The following is an 18325-nucleotide window of genomic DNA, read 5'->3' on the forward strand; positions in this document are numbered from 1 at the left end:
GCGTCCGTCACACCTGCCGTTCGGCAAAGTTGCATCATCATGCAGTGGGATGCATATACTTTCGACATGTCCAAGGTGCTCACCTCCCTGCCCGTCGGTGAACGTGTCGGAATCGCCTTCTCCGGTGGCCTGGACACGTCGGTAGCTGTCGCGTGGATGCGCGAGAAGGGTGCGGTGCCCTGCACGTACACCGCTGACATCGGGCAATACGACGAGCCCGACATCGCGTCGGTCCCCGGCCGCGCCGGCGCTTACGGCGCCGAGATCGGCCGCCTGGTCGACTGCCGCGCCGCGCTCGTCGAGGAGGGCCTCGCGGCCCTGGCCTGCGGCGCGTTCCACATCCGCTCCGGCGGCCGCGCGTATTTCAACACCACCCCGCTCGGCCGCGCCGTGACCGGCACCCTGCTCGTGCACGCGATGCTCGAGGACGGCGTGCAGGTGTGGGGCGACGGCTCGACGTTCAAGGGCAATGACATCGAGCGCTTCTACCGCTATGGGCTGCTGGCGAACCCGTCGCTGCGCATCTACAAGCCGTGGCTGGACTCCGCCTTCGTCACCGAGCTCGGTGGCCGCAAGGAGATGTCCGAGTGGCTGCTCGCGCACGGCCTGCCCTACCGGGACAGCACCGAGAAGGCGTATTCCACCGACGCCAACATCTGGGGCGCCACCCACGAGGCGAAGACCCTGGAGCGCCTCGACACCGGCATCGAGATCGTCGACCCGATCATGGGCGTCCGCTTCTGGGACCCCGCGGTCGAGATCGCGACCGAGGACGTCACGATCGGCTTCGAGCAGGGCCGCCCCGTCACGATCAACGGCAAGGAGTTCGGCTCCGCCGTCGACCTGGTGCTGGAGGCCAACGCGATCGGCGGCCGCCACGGCCTGGGCATGTCCGACCAGATCGAGAACCGCATCATCGAGGCCAAGAGCCGCGGCATCTACGAGGCGCCGGGCATGGCGCTGCTGCACACCGCGTATGAGCGGCTGGTCAACGCGATCCACAACGAGGACACCGTCGCGGCGTACCACAACGAGGGACGTCGTCTCGGCCGCCTGCTGTACGAGGGCCGCTGGCTGGACCCGCAGGCGCTCATGCTGCGCGAGTCCCTGCAGCGCTGGGTCGGCTCCGCGATCACCGGCGAGGTGACCGTGCGCCTGCGCCGGGGCGAGGACTACTCGGTCCTCAACACCTCCGGCCCCACGCTGAGCTACCACCCCGACAAGCTCTCGATGGAGCGCACCGAGGACTCCGCCTTCGGCCCGCTGGACCGCATCGGCCAGCTGACCATGCGCAACCTCGACATCGCCGACTCGCGGGCCAAGCTGGAGCAGTACGCCCGCATCGGCATCGTCGGCAGCGGCCAGCACCGCCAGCTCGTCGCCGGCGCCGAGCAGTCCTCGACCCAGCTCATCGGCACCATGCCCGAAGGCGGCGCCGAGGCCATCGCCTCCCGCGGCGTCGCCGAGACCGGCGAAGAGCTCCTGGACAACGCCGCCATGGAGGCCGGCACCGACTGATCGCCTTTGCCGCTGAAGCGGGGACCCTTTGCGGGTCCCCGCTTCGATGTTTCCTCGGGCTTATGGGAGGGCGCCTTCGGTTTATGGAAGGGGCGCCTTCGGCAGCGACGGCGCCGAATTGAAGACCTGCGTGCCCGCCTCGTTGTCACCGTCGAACGGCGTCACCGGCCCCTGCCCGGCACCGAGGCAGAAGTCGTCACCGGCCGGGTCGGCGAACCACATTCCGACGTGCCCGAGCTCCTTGCGGACCCGCTCCTTGCCGACCAGCGTCGAGGAGAACGCCTCTTCGACGATGAGCTTCATCTCGGTGCGCCCCTTGCCGTACTTGTCGGTGAACACGTCCCCGACGTATTCCGCCGCCCCGAACGGCAACGCGGGCACCTCCAGCAGGAACACCGTGAACGCCGTGTTCGCCGGCCCACCCGTCACACTCACGTCGAAGACGTCGAACCCCTTCACATCTGTCTCCAGCGTGACCTTCACGTCGACCTTGACCTTCGGCATGCATTTCGCGAGCTGCTCGGAGCTCGGCGCCAGCTTGAACTTGACGACTTCGGCCTTCTTACCGCCGGTCGACGAGTACTGCGCCACCTTGTCCAGCGCGACGTCCCCACTCACCGCCCCGTAGCCGACGAACGCCGCCGCCCCCGCGACCGCACCGACCGTCAGCAGCGCAAGACCCTTTCCGATTCCCATGACTACCTCCCATGTGGGCTCCCTCTGCGGCCCGTCACCGCCGGACACCCCAAGGCACGGGTCCCGCAAGGCATTGGCTCACCAACGGTGATGTCATGATCGCGACACCCTGCCGGTGAACCGGGCCGCTACTCGATCGCGTCGACCTCGGCGCGCTTGCGGTACTCGGCGAGCGCCGCGTCAAGGCCTTCGGCGTACTCGTACAGGCCGATCCCGTTGTAGCTGTGGCCCGCCTTCTCCAGCAGCTCGATGAGCTTGAGCAGCTCGTCCTTGCGGCCCTGCGTCATAGCGGTGTAGACCTCCGCGAAGGCCTCGTGCTCGGCGAGCGACGCGGCGTGCCTGCTGCGCGGGTCGCTCTCCAGCGCCTTCATGACCTTCGACCACGCCTGGGTACGCTCGCGGGTCAGCTCGGCCTGCCGCATCGCCAGTTCGTGGTCGGTCTGCATCTGGATGCGGCGCTGCCAGTACGGTCGCATGCTCTCGCGCACCCGTGGATCCGGCAGGACGAAGACCGAGGGGCGGCAGGTGATCTGCTCGCCGGGCTCCCCCATGACCCAGTCCTTGACCGCCAGGCGCTCGTTGAGCTGCTTCTCGAGGTCCTGTGAACGGTGCGGCTCGAAGGTGCGGGCGATCCGCTCGGTACGCAGCCGCAGCGCGTCGACCACGTCCGGCGTGTACGAGGCGATGAGCTGCTCGAACCGCGTCCGGGTCATCCGCCTGGCGTACCAGGTGAACGTCGGCCGCACGGAGAAGTCGAAGGCATCACCCTTCGCCGTCAGGGCGATCGACGCGGCCGGTCGGCAGTCGGTCAGCTCGGGTTCGAGGCCGGGATCGTCGACGATGGTGGGCTGCCACCAGTCCGCAATGCGGCGCAGCCAGGTCTCTTTCGACGGCTCGTTGAACGCGAATGCGTCAGTGCCCATGGTGTCGTCCCTCCAGCATGCTGTTGACGGTGTCGAGGAGCGGGTTGTCCGGCATGCTGTGCCGCCAGAAGTACCGCAGGTAGAAGCGGGCCCGGACGTTGATCGGGCCGTCGCGCAGGACGTGGCGGAAGAGGTCGAAGAGCACCTCGGCGAGCTGCGGGTCCTTGGCGGCGAGCCCGATCCACCGTTCGAACACAGACCACGCCTGCCGCGCGGTCGCCGGGTTGAGCAGCGCGGCGGGCCAGAGCCCGGCGTGATCGGCGGCGGACAGTTCACCCTTGACGGTCTGGCGCAGCAACGCCGGCCAGGCGTCGTCGTCCACGTCCGCCAGCTGCACGAGGCAACGGCCGGCCATGTTCCGCACGTTCGCGAACGGAGACTCAGGCCAGCGCACCAGCCGTCGCATCACCGCAGCGCCGTTGGTCGTGTAGATGCCCCGGACTCCGACGGGGATGGCGTTGCTGGTCCGCTGCATGTCGTCGAAGGCCGCACGTTCCAGCACCTCCAACGCGTCGAGCGGGAAGGCGCGCCTGAAGGTGGTCGTGGCATACGTCCGGACCGCGGTGTCGCGACGGTTGCCCGGCTGCCCTACCCACGCCGCGACGCATTCCCGGACCCGCGATGTGAGCGCGGGGTTGTGCACCGCGAGTTCGCACGCGATGGCTGCGGCCTCACGGCGCGAACGGCTGTTGCTCGTGGCCCAGCGCTCCAGCAACTCCCGGCGGATCTGCTTGAAGTCGTACTCGCACAGCAGACCGGCGGCCGCGGCGGCGGGACGGGTGTCGCCAGTGGCGACCAGGTCGTCGAGCCAGTCCAGCAGTGGCTGGCGGGCCGTGTCGTATTCGTGCCAGGCGACGTCGAGCAGACCACGTACCAGCTCGGGCTGGCGGAGCTCTGCGATCCTCGCGGCGCCGACATTGCGTGCGGATGCCTCCTGGCGGATGCCGTCGAGCAGGTCGTCCAGGCTGTGCTCGAGAACGGTCTGGCCCGAGGGGTCGTGGCCGGCCATCTCGTCGAGCCGCCGGCTCAACGCCCCAGTCGCTTCGAAGACCCTGGTCAGCGGGTATCCGTTGAACACGGCGTAGGCCAGGCGGGCGGCACGCCGGTGCTGCGCGAGGCGGCGCCCCCGGTAGCCGTCCTGTGCGGTCGTCGCGGTGAGCAGATCCGCCGCCTTGGCTCGCAAGGTCGTCCGGTCGGCCAGGAGGTCGACAGCCGCGGCGCCGTCGGGCACCAGGTCGGCGAACTGCTGCGCGAACCGCACGGCGTCCGTCATGGTCGTCGCGGACAGGTGCTGCAAGTGGTGGGCACTGCAGCGTTCGAGGTACAGACGAATGCACTCCCCCTCGCATGTCGGACAGACGGCGATGCACTGGCCCCGGTCCCGCAGCCGCCGCTCCAACCAGACGAGAAAGACGTCGCGCGGGTCGGGACTCGAGTGCTCCACGTGGTATTCGACGAGCTGCCCGCTGGAAGCGGCTCCAACGAACACGACCGCCGCCCGCGCGGCGCGCGCGAGGTTGGACAGCTGAGCCAACTCGGACGGGTCCGGCTGGGTGGAGCGCGCCAATTCGACGATGTGCCCGTGGTCTGGTCTGAGGAGGTTCTGGTCCGAGAGATACGCGTGGATCGGCTCGTCGCCGACGAGGTGAAGCTGGGTGATCCGATCCGATGCGTGGGTGCGCGCCAGTCCGACCAGCGCGGCGGTGAGCCGTCCGCTGCCGGCGGGTCCGCTGAGGTACGCGACCGGGCGTTGAGCGAGCCGTTCGACCAGACGGTCGGGGGTGCTCGTCGCGGCGAAGGTGTGGATTCGCTCCAGCACCACGGCGCCGTCCAGCGGCTGGTTGATGAATCGGCGGCGGGCCTGGCCCGCGCCGACGTTCAGGACGGCACCGATCGATGTCGCGCCCGCGCCGATCGCTGACGGCCCGAGGAACTCCGAGTCCAGGATGCCGTACGACCGGATCATGTTCGCGGCCAGCGACCGCACCTCATCGTCGGTGTCCTCGACCGGCGCCGCGGCGTCCGACTGCGGCTCCGAGGGCACCGGTTGCGGTTGCCCCGATGGCGGTTGGTCTGGCTGCGGCTCCGGCGGTGCCGGCTCCGGGGGCGGCGACTGGTCGACGGTTGTCACCGGTCGGCCCTGCCGTCCCACGAGCCGTGCACGGTGCCGATGGCCGTGCCGCCCGAGCCGAAGACCGTGGGACCGTGGGTGGTGTTGCCGCTGATCTGGTACGTCGCGGGTGCCGGCTCGGCCTTCGCCGGTGGCGGGGTGGCAGGGGCGGCAGGGGCGGCAGGCGCCGGTGGATCCCAGGCGACCGTGCTCGCGTCCTCGTCCGGCACACAGATCCAGGCGTCTATCGTCAGCTGCTTGACCGTCACCGTCACCTGGGCGAACCGTTCGGGGCGCAGTCCGCGGTACTGGTGCCGCACGACGTCCTGGAAGATGCTGCGCGACACGATGAGCGCGACCGACGCCCGCGGAAACGCGCCGAGCGCCCGTCGCAGCGGGTCGGCGTCCAGCAGGCGGCTCACCTCGACCACTGCCTCGCCGGGGAATCCGTTGGCGCCGGTGAGGTGGACCAGGCCCTGGTGGATCGCGACCCGCAGGCGGACCTTCGCCTCGGGCAGCAGGCTGCGGTTGTGTTCGCGCAGGATGCGGTCGAGCGCCGGCACGAAGTCCGCCACGACGGTGGGCTCCGACGTGTCCTCCGGCAGGATCGCCAGTTCGCCGTCGCCGCTCTGCTGCGTGGTCCAGCGCGCGCGGTCGAGCCCGATGCTCGCGACCGCCTCGTCCATGACCTCGCGGAACAATTGCTGCGCCCGGTACTGCCGCAGGTTGTCCCGCGGGCTGTAGCGCTCCATGTCGACCGCGACGAGCACACAGCGTCTGGGCTGGGCCGATTCGGACACCGTCGCCACCTTTCACCGCTCAGTGCCGCACGGCGGGCGCCGGCGACCGTTCCTGTATATCGATGAGCACCGCTGGAGATTCCGTCGAAATACGGCATGACAGGAACCCGCGTATCCGTCTTCGGAGGCATTTCGCCGGGGCGGCGCGGGCTTCGATGGACCCATGAGCGAACCCTTGGAGCCACTGGAAGATCTGCGCATCGCCGTGTCGATGGGCGTCGCCGCGCAGGCCGCCATCCAGCACGCCGACACGAAGGCTGCGGTGCTGCTGACCGGGCTGGTCGGCGTGGCGGCCCTGTCCGCGAACCAGCCCGGGCTCGCCGCGGCGGCGGTACACGCCGGGACCGCCGCGACCGTCTGCATGGCCGCTCTGGCGGTGGCGATCGTGGCCGGCACCGCCGTCGCGGGCTGGCACCTGGGCAGGTGCATCCTGCCCCGCCTCGACGGCCCTGGTGGATCGACCGGCAACCGGTTCGCCCTGCCGGACCTCGGGGCGCACCGGCGGCCGGCCACACCCACCCCGGTCGAGCGGCAGCGCGACGACGCATGGGCGGCCGCAGAGGTGCTCGCCGCGATCGCGGTGCAGAAGTACCAGGCGATCCGGGTCAGCCTGCCGTGGGTCGCCGGCACCGCGATCGGGTCAGTCGGCTGGTGGTGCCTGTCCGCCACCATCGGCGGACAGTAGCCGGACGGTCGCGAATGGTATCGTCTGGGATGACTGTCGTCGATGTCGGCACCGCCACTTGGCCGCCCGGCACCTACCTGCACCGGCTGACCGCCCAGGCCCGCGACAGCCTGCGCGCCATGGCCCCGCGCCGCCGCGCCGAGCCGGGTGACGTGCTGATCAGTCAGGGCGCCGAGGAGCACCACGTCCTGCTGCTCCAGGCGGGCATCGCCAAGGTCACCGCCCTGACGGCCGAAGGTGTCGAGTCACTGCTGGCGATCCGCGTCGGCGGCGACCTCATCGGCGAGATGTCCGCCCTCAACGACCTGCCCCGTTCCGCCACGGTGACGGCGTGCACCCCGCTGGCGTACAGCGTGATCCGCCGCCAGCGACTGCAGGCGTTCCTGGAGCAGCAGCCCAGCGCGGCGCTCGCCCTGGCCGGCATGGTCGCCGACCGGCTGCGGTGGGCGAACCAGTTCCGGGTCGACTTCACCGCGTACTCCGCCAAGGTCCGCGTCGCACGGGTCCTGGTCAAGATCGCCCTCGCCTACGGCCGCCGCACCCCGACCGGCCTGGAGATCGGCTTCGAGCTGAGCCAGTCCGAGCTGGCGAGCCTGTGCGGCGCGGCCGAGGTCACCGTGCAGAAGTCGCTACGGGACTTCCGCCGCGCCGGCTCGATCGTCACCGGCTACCGCACGGTGACGGTCATCGACCTGGACGGCCTGCGGCGGGCCGCCGAGCTGTGACCGCTACCGCCGGGGTCTGGTGATGGACGTCCGGGAGGTCGGCGATCGCGACGCGGTCCTCGGTGGCGAGGGTGCGGGTCGGCAGTGCCGGATCAGGCGGTGGCGGGTTTCGGGCGGGCCAGCCACACGCCCGTGCCGTACATCGCCAGGCCCAGGGCGATGAACGCCGCCGCCACCGGGTAGCGCAGGCCCGAAGGCATGTACGTGGCCAGGAACCAGCTGTGGCGCAGGGTGTCGTTGGCGACGAAGACGGTGGCGAGGATGCCCTGCGGGACGAGGGGGATGGCGCCGAGGCCGAAGCACCAGCCGGCGACCGCCTTCTGGGTCTTCGTCAGGTGGTCGAGCTGGAACGACTTCCGGGTCGAGGGCTTCCGTCCGGTGCGCATCGTGTCGAGCAGTTCGGGGCCGTGGGAGAGCAGGCGGCGCTCGGCGAGGCGGCCGAAGCCCCACCAGCACAGCGTGCCCGTCGCGACGCCGACCGCGACGCCGAGCCAGCCGAACCAGATCGCGGCCAGGGCGGCCGGTACGCCGGTGAGCACGACCAGGGCGAGCATGAGATACGCGAGACCGGTGAGACCGCCGTCGTCCTCGCTGGTGCGCAAGGGGTTGCCGGCGCGGCGGTGCGGGTCGGTGCCGGGGACCAGGGCGTAGAGCGCGACGAGCGGGACCAGGCCCGCCGCGCCGCCCAGGAGCGCGGCCAGCAACGCGAGGACCAGCGGCCACGGCCCGCCGACCAGGAAGGTGAACCCGACGGTCACCAGCACCGCGACGGGGGCCTGCACCGACAGCCACGCGAGCTGGCGGCCGCGGACGTCGACGGCGCCCGGAGACATCAACGTCAGCCAGAGGGCGGTGCCGTCGGAGCCGTACAGGTTGGACGACATCGCGGCGGCCATGACGACGAAGATCGGGCCGGCGTACGGGAGCATGCCGTTCCAGCCGACGAGGAGCGGGCTGGCGGCGAAGCAGATGCCGTAGGACAACGCGAACGCCATCTGGTGGTTGCGGACCAGGTCGCGCGACCAGGTGCGCAGCTCCTTCGCGACGATCGCACCGGCCGCGGTACCGGCGGCCATCGGCCGGCGGCCCCGACCCGACACCGCACGCGTCCGCCGGCCGAGCAGCGCCGCCCAGAGGGCGAGCAGCACCAGTACCAACGCCGCCAATGCCGCAAGGGCCCACCAGTGACCCTGGGCGGCCTGCACGCCCCACGACGACGGCAGATAGAGCACGAACGATGGAATGCCGGTCTGGCCGAACGCCACGAAGAAGACCCAGATCTGTCCGAGCGCCGCCAGGATCGCCCCGTTGACCAGGCCGGATCCGACCGCCCCGGCCCGCGTCCGCAACGCCAGCCCGACCACCGCCACGCACACCTTCGACAGCAGCACGAAGACCGCCAGTTGCAGCAGCGTCGCCGGTACGGCCAGCAGCACGTCGCCCTGCCGCACGGCAACGATCAACAGGCCCAGCAGTGCGGTGAAACTGACCAGGGGCGCGACGCCGACGAACGCCGCGGTCAGCAGGCCCGTCGCCAGGCGCCGCCGGGGCAGCCCGAGCAGCGCGAAGTACTCCGGCCGCACCGTCTCGTCGCCGCCGCCCATGAAGACCGGGCCGAGCATCCAGCCGAGGAGCCAGACCGCGTACCCGGCGGCGAGCAGCTCAGGACCCAGAAACGCCAGGTACGCCGTCCCGGCCGCGAGCACCACCCCGAGCACCGCGCCGGTGCCGGCGGTCTGCCCGCGCTGCCCGCGGTACGCGTGCCGCAGGATGGCGAACTTCATCTGCGCCATGGTCAGCTCGACAGCCACGACAGCTCCTTGCTCTGCACCGACTCGCGACCGACCAGCCCGACGAACGTGTCCTCCAGCGTCCGCGTGCCCCGCACCTCGTCCAGCGGCCCGGCGGCGACGACGGTCCCCGCGTTCACCACGGCGACGTGGTCGCACAGCTGCTCGACCAGCGCCATCACGTGGCTGGACAGGACAATCGACCCACCGCCCGCGACAAACCCGCGAAGGATCGTCTTGATCGTCGCCGCGGAAACGGGGTCGACGGCCTCGAACGGCTCATCGAGCACCAGCAACCTCGGCGCGTGCAACAACGCCGTGGCCAGCCCGATCTTCTTGCGCATGCCGGTGGAGTACTCGATGACGAGCGCCTTCTCCGCGGCGTCGAGCTCGAGCACGGCAAGGAGCTCGTCGGCCCGCCGCGCCACGACATCCTTGCTCATGCCGCGCAGGAGGCCGAGGTACGTGAGCACCTCCCGCCCCGTGAGCCGTTCCGGCATCGCGAGCCCGTCGGGCAGCACCCCGACGAGCGCCTTCGCCTTCTCGGGCGCGGCCCACACGTCTTCGCCGAAGATGCTCGCGGACCCACTGTCCGGCCGCAGCAACCCGACCGCCATCGACAGCGTCGTGGTCTTGCCCGCCCCGTTCTGCCCGACCAGCCCGTAGAACGACCCCCGCGGCACACTCAGGTCGATGCCGTCAACGGCGACCTTCTCCCCGAACCGCTTGCTCAACCCTCGAATCTCCAACGCTGTCCGCATGCCGTAGACGGTACGAACAAATCGAGCCGGGCAGATTGCCCCTGTCTACCTGACCGGGGTGGGGTTACCTACACCCCTTCGACGGCTTCGCGATAAGCGGCCGTCAGCGCGGCGAGGAGCTCGTCGGAGACAACCGTGACCCGCTGACCGTGCCTGACCGGACCACCGAGCGCACGCTCGACGGCCGGCTCAGCGATGGGCGCCCGCCGCTTGAAGACCGTCGGCCACAACTGCAGGTAAACGCCACGAGGTTCGAGGTAGACGGTGGCGAGTCCGGCCTGGTCGCTGCGAAGCCTGGGGAGCAGCGTGGTGATCTCGTTCTTGCCGCGATACGTCGCCAGCGTCACCAGCCCGCGCCTGTCGAGGTCCTGCGCCCACTCGGTCAGCCGCAATGCGAGGTCTCGATGCTCGCCCGGGGCGGACTCTGCGGCCATCCGGAACTCCTCGGCGCCAGCCCGCAACGCGTTCGCCTGGCGCGCCGCCGCCTCGGCGTCCGACAGCTCGGCCACTCGCCGAGCCGGGTCGATCCGCTGCGGCACCAGCACCTGGGATCCGCCTACCTGATACGCGGTCACCGAAACCAGGTCGATGATCACCTTGCTGGTGAGCGACTCCAGGTAGCCGACCAGCTGCGCCAGTTCGTCGGGAACGCTGTCCAGCACGATGACGATGCGGAACGAGCCATCGGCGAGACTCGCCGCGAGACCCGCGTCGAATGCCGCCTCGTCGACCGCCTGCGTCTGGTCGTTGCGCAGGACGGCTCCGAGAATGCTGGTGACGCCGAGCCGCCCCAGATGCCCGGCGAGGATCGCCGACTGCAAGTACGCGGCGTCGAGTCCTTGAAGGTAGGCCGCGTATGCGAGCACCTGGGCAACCACGGCCCGGCGCGCCTCGGAGTTCCCGGCGAGCTTGACCTCGACGATGACGAGTCGCCCGGAGGATTCAACCGCCACGATGTCGGCACGTCCCGACCCGAGCTGCACCTCCCTGCCGAGCACCGTCAACTGTGGACTCCCGGACAACGGCAACATCTGCGGCCCGTCAGCCACCAAATCGTGCAACGCCTGCTCCACCGGATAGGCGCTGGCCGGCAGTGGCTGCCAGCGCCCGGATCCATCTACGCCCCAGATGGCCGTCATCGGCGCAAGCTAGCACGGTCAGGAGCAGTTGCCGGTCTCGAAGGTCTGGTGGCCGCGGCCGGGTTGGCAGCGGATGGTGAGCTTGCCCTCGACGAAGCGGAACCGGCCGTCGCCGGCGCGGCGCAGGACGATCCGGTAGCGCATCGCCTTGATGGAGTCGTCGCCGAGTTTGAAGCGGGTCGCCGTGAGCACGGGCTCGTTGTCGCCGTGCTCGCGGCGCAGGAAGACGTTGATGGGGCCGTCGAGCTGCTGAGTGAAGTCGAGCAGCTCCACCAGCGTGCTGTCGGCCACCTCCGCCCACCCCGGCGCGGTGGTGTCGATGTGCGCGTTGAACCCGGGCGCCGCGATCCCACCCTCATCGTCCACGGTGATCCTGTCCGTCCATCGGGCACCGGGCGCCTGCGTCGGGGATGGGTCCCACCGCTTCGCCCCGGACTGCTCGATCGGGTCAGCGCATCCGGCGACGAGCATGGCCCCGACCGCGACCGCCGCCCTCATGAGGTTTTTCACGATGACATTGACGCCCATAGGGCCAGGCCGGTTGACGTGAATCGCTCCCCTCCATCGAAGCAAACCGAAAGTTGCCGGTCGACTACCCAACGCTCAATATTTACATCAGCGGGTATCTATAGATGGTGCTGGTGGTCGCCGATGTACATGCCGATCCTCAAAGCGCGCCAAGGTGAGCTCCGGGCGATATCGGAGCTCACCGACGCGGCCGTCCCGCACCTGCTGCCCGTGCTGGAGGTCGCACCGGGCAAGAACCTGCTGGACTTCAGCATCAAGGTCTCCGATGCCGTGCCGAGTGGTCTTGTGATCGCGCTGGACACCCGTCACCTCGCAAGTCCACCACCTGGCGTTCGCACTCCCCTCGAGTACATCGCCGGAGACCTCGAGGCGCTGGGCATTCCCTTGCTACCCGTCCTGCACCTGGGCGACAGCAACGAACAGTTGGCGATCGCCGGTCGGGTCGCGAGCCGGAACAGCGACCGGGCGGTCGTCAGGGTCGGCGACGAACTCGCCGACCCCGACGACAAAGCGGCGGAAGAGCACCTGCGGCGCATCCAGGACCAGGCCGGCCTCGCACCGGAACAATGCGACCTGTTGCTGGACATGTTCGAGGTGCGGGACGAGCGGGACCTGACCCGCACGGAGCCGATCGTGCGCAAGTGCCTGGCCTGGGCCCAGCGGAGACCATGGCGGTCGGTCACCGTCGCCGCCGGTGCGATGCCGGCCAGCATGTCCGCTCTCACCAAGCACACGGCAAGCTCGGTCCAGCGATGGGATCTGGCGCTGTGGCAACGGGTGCGAGAGTTCGGCGCCCAATACGGCGACTACGGCATCACCCATCCCCGGATGACAACAGGTGGCTGGAGCCCGAGCCCGAACCTTCGCTACACGCACAACGACGAATGGTGGGTCTACCGCTGGCCCGGCGGCGCCAGTACCGCGATGTACGACCTCTGCCGGGCGGTGACAACTGCAGAACACTGGCCCGGCAGGGCGTTCTCGTGGGGCGACGCCGAGATCGCGCGCCGCGCTGAGGGCTATGGCGGACCGGGCAACGCGACGAGCTGGCGCGCCTGGGGCACCTCCCACCACTTGGCGCACGTCATCGAACAACTCTCCGCATCCGGGTGAAGGGTCACCAGCCGCGGATCTCTGGTTCGTAGCCGCCGGTGGTCGGGCGGCCGTCCAGGTCGGCGAACGCACGCTCCGCCACGATGTTGCCCTGTGCGTCGAGGGCTCGTACGCGCAGCTGCACCGGGCCGGGCAGGTCGAGTTTGCCGACGCCGTTCACCAGGGGGGTTGTCCCGACGACGTCCTGGCCTTGCAGCAGGTCGGCGCGGACAGCGGCCGGTGGGGCGATGATCTGCAGCGTGTCGGGTGCGGTCGGGTCGAAGTGCGGCATGCGCATGGCGATCACCGACTGCGACGGGTCGCCGGAGATGCCGGCACCCGTCGGGTGGGTGCGGGCGTTGGGTTCCGGGTTCGTGTCGGTCGCGACGGTGATGTACGGGCCACCGCCGGTCTCCGTCATCGCCATCACCGTCGCGATCTGGCCGATGCCTGAGCCGCCGCCGTTCGGGTCGTTGACCACGAAGTCGTCGCTCCACAGGACCACGTACTGGATGCCGGGGCCGACGAGTCCGGTGCTGAAGGCGAGTGCGTCCGCCGCCGCCTGCGCCGCGCGGGGTGCGGGTTTGCCCCGTCCGGACACGGGGCTCGGGTCGATCTTCGCCGCCTGCGCGGAGCCTGGTGAGGCGACGGCGCCCTCGTAGAACACGGTGCCGGCCTTGCTCATTCGGACCCGCAGCCCGCGGGGCAGGGTCGCCGTGTCGCGCAGGACATAGCCGGCGGGCTCCGGATCCCAGGTGCGCTGGGTGGTGCCGTCCGGCATGTACCGCGGCGCGCTCGACACCGACACGTCGTATCCTTCGGGCCCGAACAGCAGCACATAGCCCCGGTTGCCGTCGGTGCGCCATTCTTCGTGGACGACCGGTTCGTCCACGTCGGACCAGCCGCTGAGTTCCAGGTTCTTCGCCGATGCCTTTGCCGGACCGGTGAGCATGATCCTGCGCGGCGCACCGGTTTCCCCGGCGACAATGGCGACCCTTCGATCCCCGGGGACGTCGCCGGCGAACAGCACACGCAGTCTCGTGCGGTCGCCGGGCAGTCCGTACGCCTCGGGGTCGTCGACGATCCGGTCCAGCAATGCGGTGACGTATTTGGCGTCGTTCGCGAGCGAACCACGCGTCGGCGTGTCCAGCAGCGGCTGGACCAGATCGGACGGCATGCCGTCGAGCCTTCCGGGGCCGCCTTCCGGTCGCCCGGGTCCGCCCGTGAACAGCAGCGGCAGCACCGCCGCGGCCACCACCAGAACCACCACCATCGCCAGAATTGCCGTCCCGGTTTTCCGCACCCGGTGACGCCGGCGCGCCGTCTTGATGGCGGTTTCGGTGACGTCGTACAACTTGGCCTGCCCGGCGATGTCGTCGAGCACATCCTCGATCCGCATCACGACAACACCTCCATCGCGTCTTCCAATTCCGGCGCGAGCGCCCGCAACCGCCCGAGCGCATGACTGGTCTGGCTCTTCACGGTCCCGACCGACGTCCCCATGACCTGCGCCGTCTCCGATTCCGACAGGTCCTCGAAGTACCTGAGCACCACCACCGCCCGCTGCCGGCGGGTCAGTTTGGCCAGCGCCTGCTCCAGCACCAGCCGCAATTCCGCCCTGCCGGTTTCATCACCGGTGGCGGCCTTGTCCGGCACGGTGGCGGTCGGATGTTCGAGGAATCTGCGCCTTCGCCAGGAGCGGATGTGCTCGTGATAGAGGATTTTCCGCACGTACGCCTCGGGATCGCCGGCCTTGGAAACCCGCGCCCAATGGTCGGCCGCCTTGATCAGCGCCGACTGGAGCAGGTCCTCGGCCTGCGCGTGCCCGCCCGCGAGGAGATAGGCGGCTCGGGAAAGGCGAGGCAGCCGCGCCCGCACGAACTCCCGGAAACCCTCTTCGTCGTCCACTCGGCTCCTCCCCGGACCTGCCTCATTGGAGTACATGCCTCCAGCGGCAGGCCAGGTTGGAACCCAACGCAGATGGCTGGGTGCGGCCCCCCGTTTGCGCCGCACCCAGCCACCACCTGGCAGGTCGCGCCGCATGCGATGGGCCCCCGTTGAACGCATCGATCGCGGCGCGCATGACAAACACGCCGGTGGGGGCGGGAGGTTGCATCGTGCGGCCGGAAATTTTCGTACCTCCACAAAACGCCTCGATCAACTAGGCTGCACCAGTTCACACGACCCGGAGTGGTGCACTGATGGCCGTCGCGCCGGACTTCGCCGAGTTCTACTCCGCGACGTACCCGCGCCTCCTCACGCAGCTGTACGCGTTCGTCGGCGACCGGGCCGAAGCGCAGGACCTGGTGCAGGAGGCGTTCACGCGCGCCTTCGCACGGTGGTCCACGGTCTCCACGTTCGAGGACCCCGTGGGTTGGGTGCGACGGGTAGCCTGGAACCTGGCGATCAGCCGGTGGCGGCGGGCCAGACGCATGCTGCACTTCCGTCGTGACCTGATCGCCGATGATGTACGGGGTCCTGACGGCCTCTCGCTGGACCTCCTGCGTGCGCTCGGGCAGCTCACGCCGGTCAACCGGCAGGCGGCGGTCCTGCACTACCTCGCCGAGTTCTCCGTGCGTGAGATCGCTGATTTCGTCGACGTCCCCGAGGGCACGATCAAGGCGAGGCTGCACCGCGCGCGCACGACCCTGAGCCAACTGTTGAGCCTGGACGAAGTAGCGAACGCAGAGCGGACCACGAGCGGACGACGAGTGGGTGAGCGATGACGGAACGCGACCCTCTACGGGCCCACTTCGACGCGTTCCACGATCGGTCGGGCGCCGCCGCCCCGCCCCCGGTCGAGGAGATACCGCGCCGGCTTTCGAGGGCCCGCCGCCGCCGTACCGCCGCCGCAGTCCTCACCGCAGCGGCCTTGATCGCGCTGGCCGCCCTGCCGGCCTGGGGCCAGGGCGAGCCGAATCCGACACCCGCCACGCCGGCGACGGCCCCGATCCCGTCCGCGTCGTCCAACCAACGCCCGAGCGGCGTCCTCCCACCGGACAGCCCGATCTGCAAAATCAGCGCCCGCGGACTCCCGTTCCTGTCGGACGGTCACGGCGAGGTGATCCCGTCGTTCGACGACGCACAAACCCATGTGGTGCCATCGGTGCCGGACCTCTTCGACGTCTGCCCGTCCGCCCGCCTCCCGTTCCTGCACGTCACCTATGGCTGGGACTTCGAGGAAGACGCATACGTCATGCGTTACTCGGACCCGTTCTTCCTGACGTACGCCGAACCGACCGTGCCGCGGCCTGAGCCGCAGAAGGTGCAGGACAGCGCCTGCGGCAAAATCGAAGCCCTTGTCGCCACCGGCCACCCGTTGCCGCTGGCAATTCCGCGCGAGGTCCAGGACAGCCCCGGCCCGAACTCCGCCGCTTTGGCATTTCTGGACTCGATCGCCCCGACGCTGTCCTTCACCATCTCGGTCTACTCGTACGACACCGTCCACTCCAGCAAGACCTGCAAGCCTTCCTCACCGTCCCCGTGACCGCGCTCAGATTCCGGTGCGGAACTCCATGGTGCCCTTGCGCTGGCCCTGCATGATCCGGATGGCGAGCTCCGCGTTCATGGCGATCTGATTGAGCAGCTGCACGACCGTGCCGAGGACCTTGATGGCCTTGGTCATCGCGGCCAGGGACTTCTCCTCTTCGAGCAGTTTCGCGGCAGCCTTGATGGCCCGTTCGAGCGCGGGCGGGCGGGCCTTCTCCACCAGGTTCTTCAGCTTCGACGTCAACCGCTGGATCTCGCCGTCCAGCTTGCGCTGCTTGAGCAGGCACTGCTGCACCTTCGGCGGGCAGACGAGCGCGGCACGTTCGGCCTTTACCGCGTCCATGTCCTTCCCGACGCCGGCGATCTCGTCGTCGATCTCCTTGAGCCGCAGGTCCTTCTCGGCCTTCTTGGTGGTCGCGTCGAGGACGTTCTGCTCCTGATCCGGCACGCGTTCCTGGAGGTTCGCCTGGCGCCGTTTCAGCTGTTCCTCAGTCGCGCGGTCGCCGAGTTTGTACGGGTCGGCGCCGAGCCCGAGCCACGCCTTCGTCGCCTCTTCCGCGAGTTGCGCGAAGTCACCGATGAACGGCACCGCCCCGACGATCGAGAACAGGAACTCGCGCAGCCTGGTCGCCTCGGGCTCCAGCGTCAGCGCCGCATACAAGTACCCACCCGCGACGGCGATCTTGCCCTTCCCCTGGGCGATCCGAACCATCTCGTCGATCGCGGCGCGAGTGTTCGGCAGCGGCCATTCCGAGACGCTCTCCCAGTACGTCAGCGCCCGAGCCATCGCGTTCACGTCGATTTTGCCGCCCGAGACGGAGCTCAGGAACCCGGCCAGTGCCGTCGCCGCGAGCGCCCGTTTGTCGGCGATGTCGGCGTCGACCCAGAAGCTCTGCCCGGCCTTGTTGAAACACCCGCCGGTCCACGTCGCGACACCGTTCGGCGGCAGCAGTCCAAGCTCCGCGGTGCCACCCGGTGCCGGCGGATTCGTCAATGCCGCGGACGACGCGGTCCGCAGCGTCGCCCAGATCCCGATGTCGGACGTCACCGTCAGAACGGTCCGGTCCCCGTCGCACGGCGCCTTCGGATCGGCGACCAGGCCCTTCATGAGACCATTCGCAAGAGTGTCAACCACGTCGATGCGGTACCCCACGGTGACCTGCCGCCGCACGGTCCGCCCGGTCCCGTTCTTGGTCGCGGTCATCGCAATCTCATAGGTCCCCGGCTGCGCCGCATTCCACACCACACTCGGTCCGCTTTCCCCGAGCGGCGTGCCGTTGACGCTCCACGTGTACGAGGTGTCGGCCGCCGGCCCGGACACCACCAACCGCCGCGACAGCGCCCTCCCGGGAATCTCGACCACCTCGAAATCCACCGGCGCCGTGATGGTGAACGTCCCGGTCGCGAAACCGCAGTGCAGCGGCGGCGACAACGTGCAGAAGCTCAGCTTCACCTCGTATCTGCCGGGCGCCAGCCCATCGACGGTCGCCTCGACCCCGTCCCGTTCGGCGACCGGCTCGGCGGCACCCTCCGCGTACACGTCCCAGCTGATGAGCCCCGTATTCGGCGCGATGTCGACCGCCTTCAACGCCACTGATGTGCCGGTAACGGTGATGGCCGGCGTTGCGCTGGGCCCGCCGTCGCCTTTGACCGTCCCGGTGACCTTCCCGGCGGGATCGGACAGCCCAGCCTCGTTGACCTCCGCCGACCGGCACCCGACAAGCTTGCCGGCCACCGGCGCCACGTACGTGAAATCGGCCGGCATGTAAATGCCCTGCACGCGGTGATACCCGACGTACGCGAGCTCCTCGACGAGGCTGTACGAGTTGTCGACGAACATCAGCCGGAAATGGAAGTCGTTGGACCCCTTCCCCGCCATGTTCGCCGTGCCGGACATTTCCGCCCCGGCACTGATGTTGTCCATGACCAGATGCGCCGGCCCGAAGTCCGTGTGGCACCCGTCGGCCGGATAGCCGGTGTTGCTGCTTGTGAAGGCGATCGGCCGATCCCCTGGATCGGCCTGCGCAGCGGTCTCGGAAAACGACAACGTCGCCATGACAACGGCACCC

The 18325-nt window shown here is 69.5% G+C and carries 17 protein-coding genes; 6 read left to right on the plus strand and 11 right to left on the minus strand.

The features are described 5' to 3' along the window. The first annotated feature begins 66 nt into the window (after positions 1–66). Positions 67–1518 (plus strand): argininosuccinate synthase, encoded by a 1452-nt coding sequence (argG, locus tag ACZ6TV_RS11015; protein WP_465296971.1) that lies wholly within the window; start codon positions 67–69, stop codon positions 1516–1518. 81 nt (positions 1519–1599) lie between these two features. Here argG and ACZ6TV_RS11020 read toward each other — a convergent pair whose 3' ends face one another. The 4 genes from ACZ6TV_RS11020 to ACZ6TV_RS11035 all read right to left on the minus strand — a co-directional run bounded on the left by ACZ6TV_RS11020 (position 1600) and on the right by ACZ6TV_RS11035 (position 6047). Further along, positions 1600–2214, minus strand: coding sequence for a hypothetical protein (locus ACZ6TV_RS11020; protein ID WP_465296972.1), 615 nt, complete (start codon positions 2212–2214; stop codon positions 1600–1602). Positions 2215–2342: 128 nt separating this feature from the next. Further along, positions 2343–3137, minus strand: coding sequence for a hypothetical protein (locus ACZ6TV_RS11025; RefSeq protein WP_465296973.1), 795 nt, complete (start codon positions 3135–3137; stop codon positions 2343–2345). Then, on the minus strand, positions 3127–5181 hold the full coding sequence (locus ACZ6TV_RS11030; protein ID WP_465296974.1) for a hypothetical protein: 2055 nt from the start codon (positions 5179–5181) through the stop codon (positions 3127–3129). The genes ACZ6TV_RS11025 and ACZ6TV_RS11030 overlap by 11 nt, the downstream gene beginning before the upstream one ends. An 83-nt stretch (positions 5182–5264) precedes the next feature. Then, positions 5265–6047, minus strand: coding sequence for a hypothetical protein (locus ACZ6TV_RS11035; RefSeq protein WP_465296975.1), 783 nt, complete (start codon positions 6045–6047; stop codon positions 5265–5267). Positions 6048–6210: 163 nt separating this feature from the next. On the opposite strand from ACZ6TV_RS11035, the gene ACZ6TV_RS11040 reads away from it, so the two are divergent. Both ACZ6TV_RS11040 and ACZ6TV_RS11045 read left to right on the plus strand, forming a co-directional pair. Beyond that, the gene (locus ACZ6TV_RS11040) at positions 6211–6732 is read left to right on the plus strand and encodes a Pycsar system effector family protein (protein WP_465296976.1); all 522 of its coding nucleotides are present in this window, start codon (positions 6211–6213) and stop codon (positions 6730–6732) included. 29 nt (positions 6733–6761) lie between these two features. Beyond that, complete coding sequence (locus ACZ6TV_RS11045; protein ID WP_465296977.1) at positions 6762–7457, plus strand: Crp/Fnr family transcriptional regulator; 696 nt, start codon at positions 6762–6764, stop codon at positions 7455–7457. Between the two features lie 92 nt (positions 7458–7549). Here the strand turns inward: ACZ6TV_RS11045 and ACZ6TV_RS11050 are convergent, their stop codons facing one another. From ACZ6TV_RS11050 to ACZ6TV_RS11065, 4 genes are all read right to left on the minus strand, one after another. After that, positions 7550–9268: a hypothetical protein gene (locus ACZ6TV_RS11050; protein ID WP_465296978.1), complete on the minus strand. Its 1719-nt coding sequence runs from the start codon at positions 9266–9268 to the stop codon at positions 7550–7552. Beyond that, positions 9253–10008: an ABC transporter ATP-binding protein gene (locus ACZ6TV_RS11055; RefSeq protein WP_465296979.1), complete on the minus strand. Its 756-nt coding sequence runs from the start codon at positions 10006–10008 to the stop codon at positions 9253–9255. The genes ACZ6TV_RS11050 and ACZ6TV_RS11055 overlap by 16 nt, the downstream gene beginning before the upstream one ends. Positions 10009–10076: 68 nt before the next feature. Then, the gene (locus ACZ6TV_RS11060; RefSeq protein WP_465296980.1) at positions 10077–11147 is read right to left on the minus strand and encodes a hypothetical protein; all 1071 of its coding nucleotides are present in this window, start codon (positions 11145–11147) and stop codon (positions 10077–10079) included. An 18-nt stretch (positions 11148–11165) separates the two neighbouring features. Next, entirely contained in the window at positions 11166–11513 is a 348-nt protein-coding gene (locus ACZ6TV_RS11065) for a hypothetical protein (protein ID WP_465296981.1), read from the minus strand. A 285-nt stretch (positions 11514–11798) separates the two neighbouring features. On the opposite strand from ACZ6TV_RS11065, the gene ACZ6TV_RS11070 reads away from it, so the two are divergent. Then, positions 11799–12788, plus strand: a complete 990-nt coding sequence (locus ACZ6TV_RS11070; RefSeq protein WP_465296982.1) for a beta family protein — start codon at positions 11799–11801, stop codon at positions 12786–12788. A gap of 4 nt (positions 12789–12792) precedes the next feature. Here ACZ6TV_RS11070 and ACZ6TV_RS11075 read toward each other — a convergent pair whose 3' ends face one another. After that, positions 12793–14166 carry a hypothetical protein gene (locus tag ACZ6TV_RS11075; protein WP_465296983.1) on the minus strand — a complete coding sequence of 458 codons (1374 nt, stop codon included), beginning with the start codon at positions 14164–14166 and terminating at the stop codon, positions 12793–12795. Then, positions 14166–14675, minus strand: a complete 510-nt coding sequence (locus ACZ6TV_RS11080; protein WP_465296984.1) for a SigE family RNA polymerase sigma factor — start codon at positions 14673–14675, stop codon at positions 14166–14168. Before ACZ6TV_RS11080 ends, ACZ6TV_RS11075 begins: the two co-directional genes overlap by 1 nt. Positions 14676–14968: 293 nt before the next feature. Between ACZ6TV_RS11080 and ACZ6TV_RS11085 the strand changes: the two genes are divergently transcribed. Together ACZ6TV_RS11085 and ACZ6TV_RS11090 are read left to right on the plus strand one after the other, a co-directional pair. Then, positions 14969–15493 (plus strand): SigE family RNA polymerase sigma factor, encoded by a 525-nt coding sequence (locus ACZ6TV_RS11085; RefSeq protein ID WP_465296985.1) that lies wholly within the window; start codon positions 14969–14971, stop codon positions 15491–15493. Beyond that, on the plus strand, positions 15490–16254 hold the full coding sequence (locus tag ACZ6TV_RS11090) for a hypothetical protein (RefSeq protein ID WP_465296986.1): 765 nt from the start codon (positions 15490–15492) through the stop codon (positions 16252–16254). Before ACZ6TV_RS11085 ends, ACZ6TV_RS11090 begins: the two co-directional genes overlap by 4 nt. Before the next feature lie 6 nt (positions 16255–16260). Here ACZ6TV_RS11090 and ACZ6TV_RS11095 read toward each other — a convergent pair whose 3' ends face one another. Continuing rightward, positions 16261–18312, minus strand: coding sequence for a hypothetical protein (locus ACZ6TV_RS11095; protein ID WP_465296987.1), 2052 nt, complete (start codon positions 18310–18312; stop codon positions 16261–16263). Positions 18313–18325 lie beyond the last annotated feature (13 nt).

This window comes from Dactylosporangium sp. NPDC051087, assembly GCF_055586325.1.

What these genes read in the sequence shown, in the direction of transcription:
- argG (WP_465296971.1), top strand. Translation starts at nt 67, where the DNA reads ATGTCCAAGGTGCTCACCTCCCTGCCCGTCGGTGAACGTGTCGGAATC.
- ACZ6TV_RS11020 (WP_465296972.1), bottom strand. Translation starts at nt 2,214, where the DNA reads ATGGGAATCGGAAAGGGTCTTGCGCTGCTGACGGTCGGTGCGGTCGCG.
- ACZ6TV_RS11025 (WP_465296973.1), bottom strand. Translation starts at nt 3,137, where the DNA reads ATGGGCACTGACGCATTCGCGTTCAACGAGCCGTCGAAAGAGACCTGG.
- ACZ6TV_RS11040 (WP_465296976.1), top strand. Translation starts at nt 6,211, where the DNA reads ATGAGCGAACCCTTGGAGCCACTGGAAGATCTGCGCATCGCCGTGTCG.
- ACZ6TV_RS11045 (WP_465296977.1), top strand. Translation starts at nt 6,762, where the DNA reads ATGACTGTCGTCGATGTCGGCACCGCCACTTGGCCGCCCGGCACCTAC.
- ACZ6TV_RS11055 (WP_465296979.1), bottom strand. Translation starts at nt 10,008, where the DNA reads ATGCGGACAGCGTTGGAGATTCGAGGGTTGAGCAAGCGGTTCGGGGAG.
- ACZ6TV_RS11060 (WP_465296980.1), bottom strand. Translation starts at nt 11,147, where the DNA reads ATGACGGCCATCTGGGGCGTAGATGGATCCGGGCGCTGGCAGCCACTG.
- ACZ6TV_RS11070 (WP_465296982.1), top strand. Translation starts at nt 11,799, where the DNA reads ATGTACATGCCGATCCTCAAAGCGCGCCAAGGTGAGCTCCGGGCGATA.
- ACZ6TV_RS11075 (WP_465296983.1), bottom strand. Translation starts at nt 14,166, where the DNA reads ATGCGGATCGAGGATGTGCTCGACGACATCGCCGGGCAGGCCAAGTTG.
- ACZ6TV_RS11085 (WP_465296985.1), top strand. Translation starts at nt 14,969, where the DNA reads ATGGCCGTCGCGCCGGACTTCGCCGAGTTCTACTCCGCGACGTACCCG.
- ACZ6TV_RS11090 (WP_465296986.1), top strand. Translation starts at nt 15,490, where the DNA reads ATGACGGAACGCGACCCTCTACGGGCCCACTTCGACGCGTTCCACGAT.
- ACZ6TV_RS11095 (WP_465296987.1), bottom strand. Translation starts at nt 18,312, where the DNA reads ATGGCGACGTTGTCGTTTTCCGAGACCGCTGCGCAGGCCGATCCAGGG.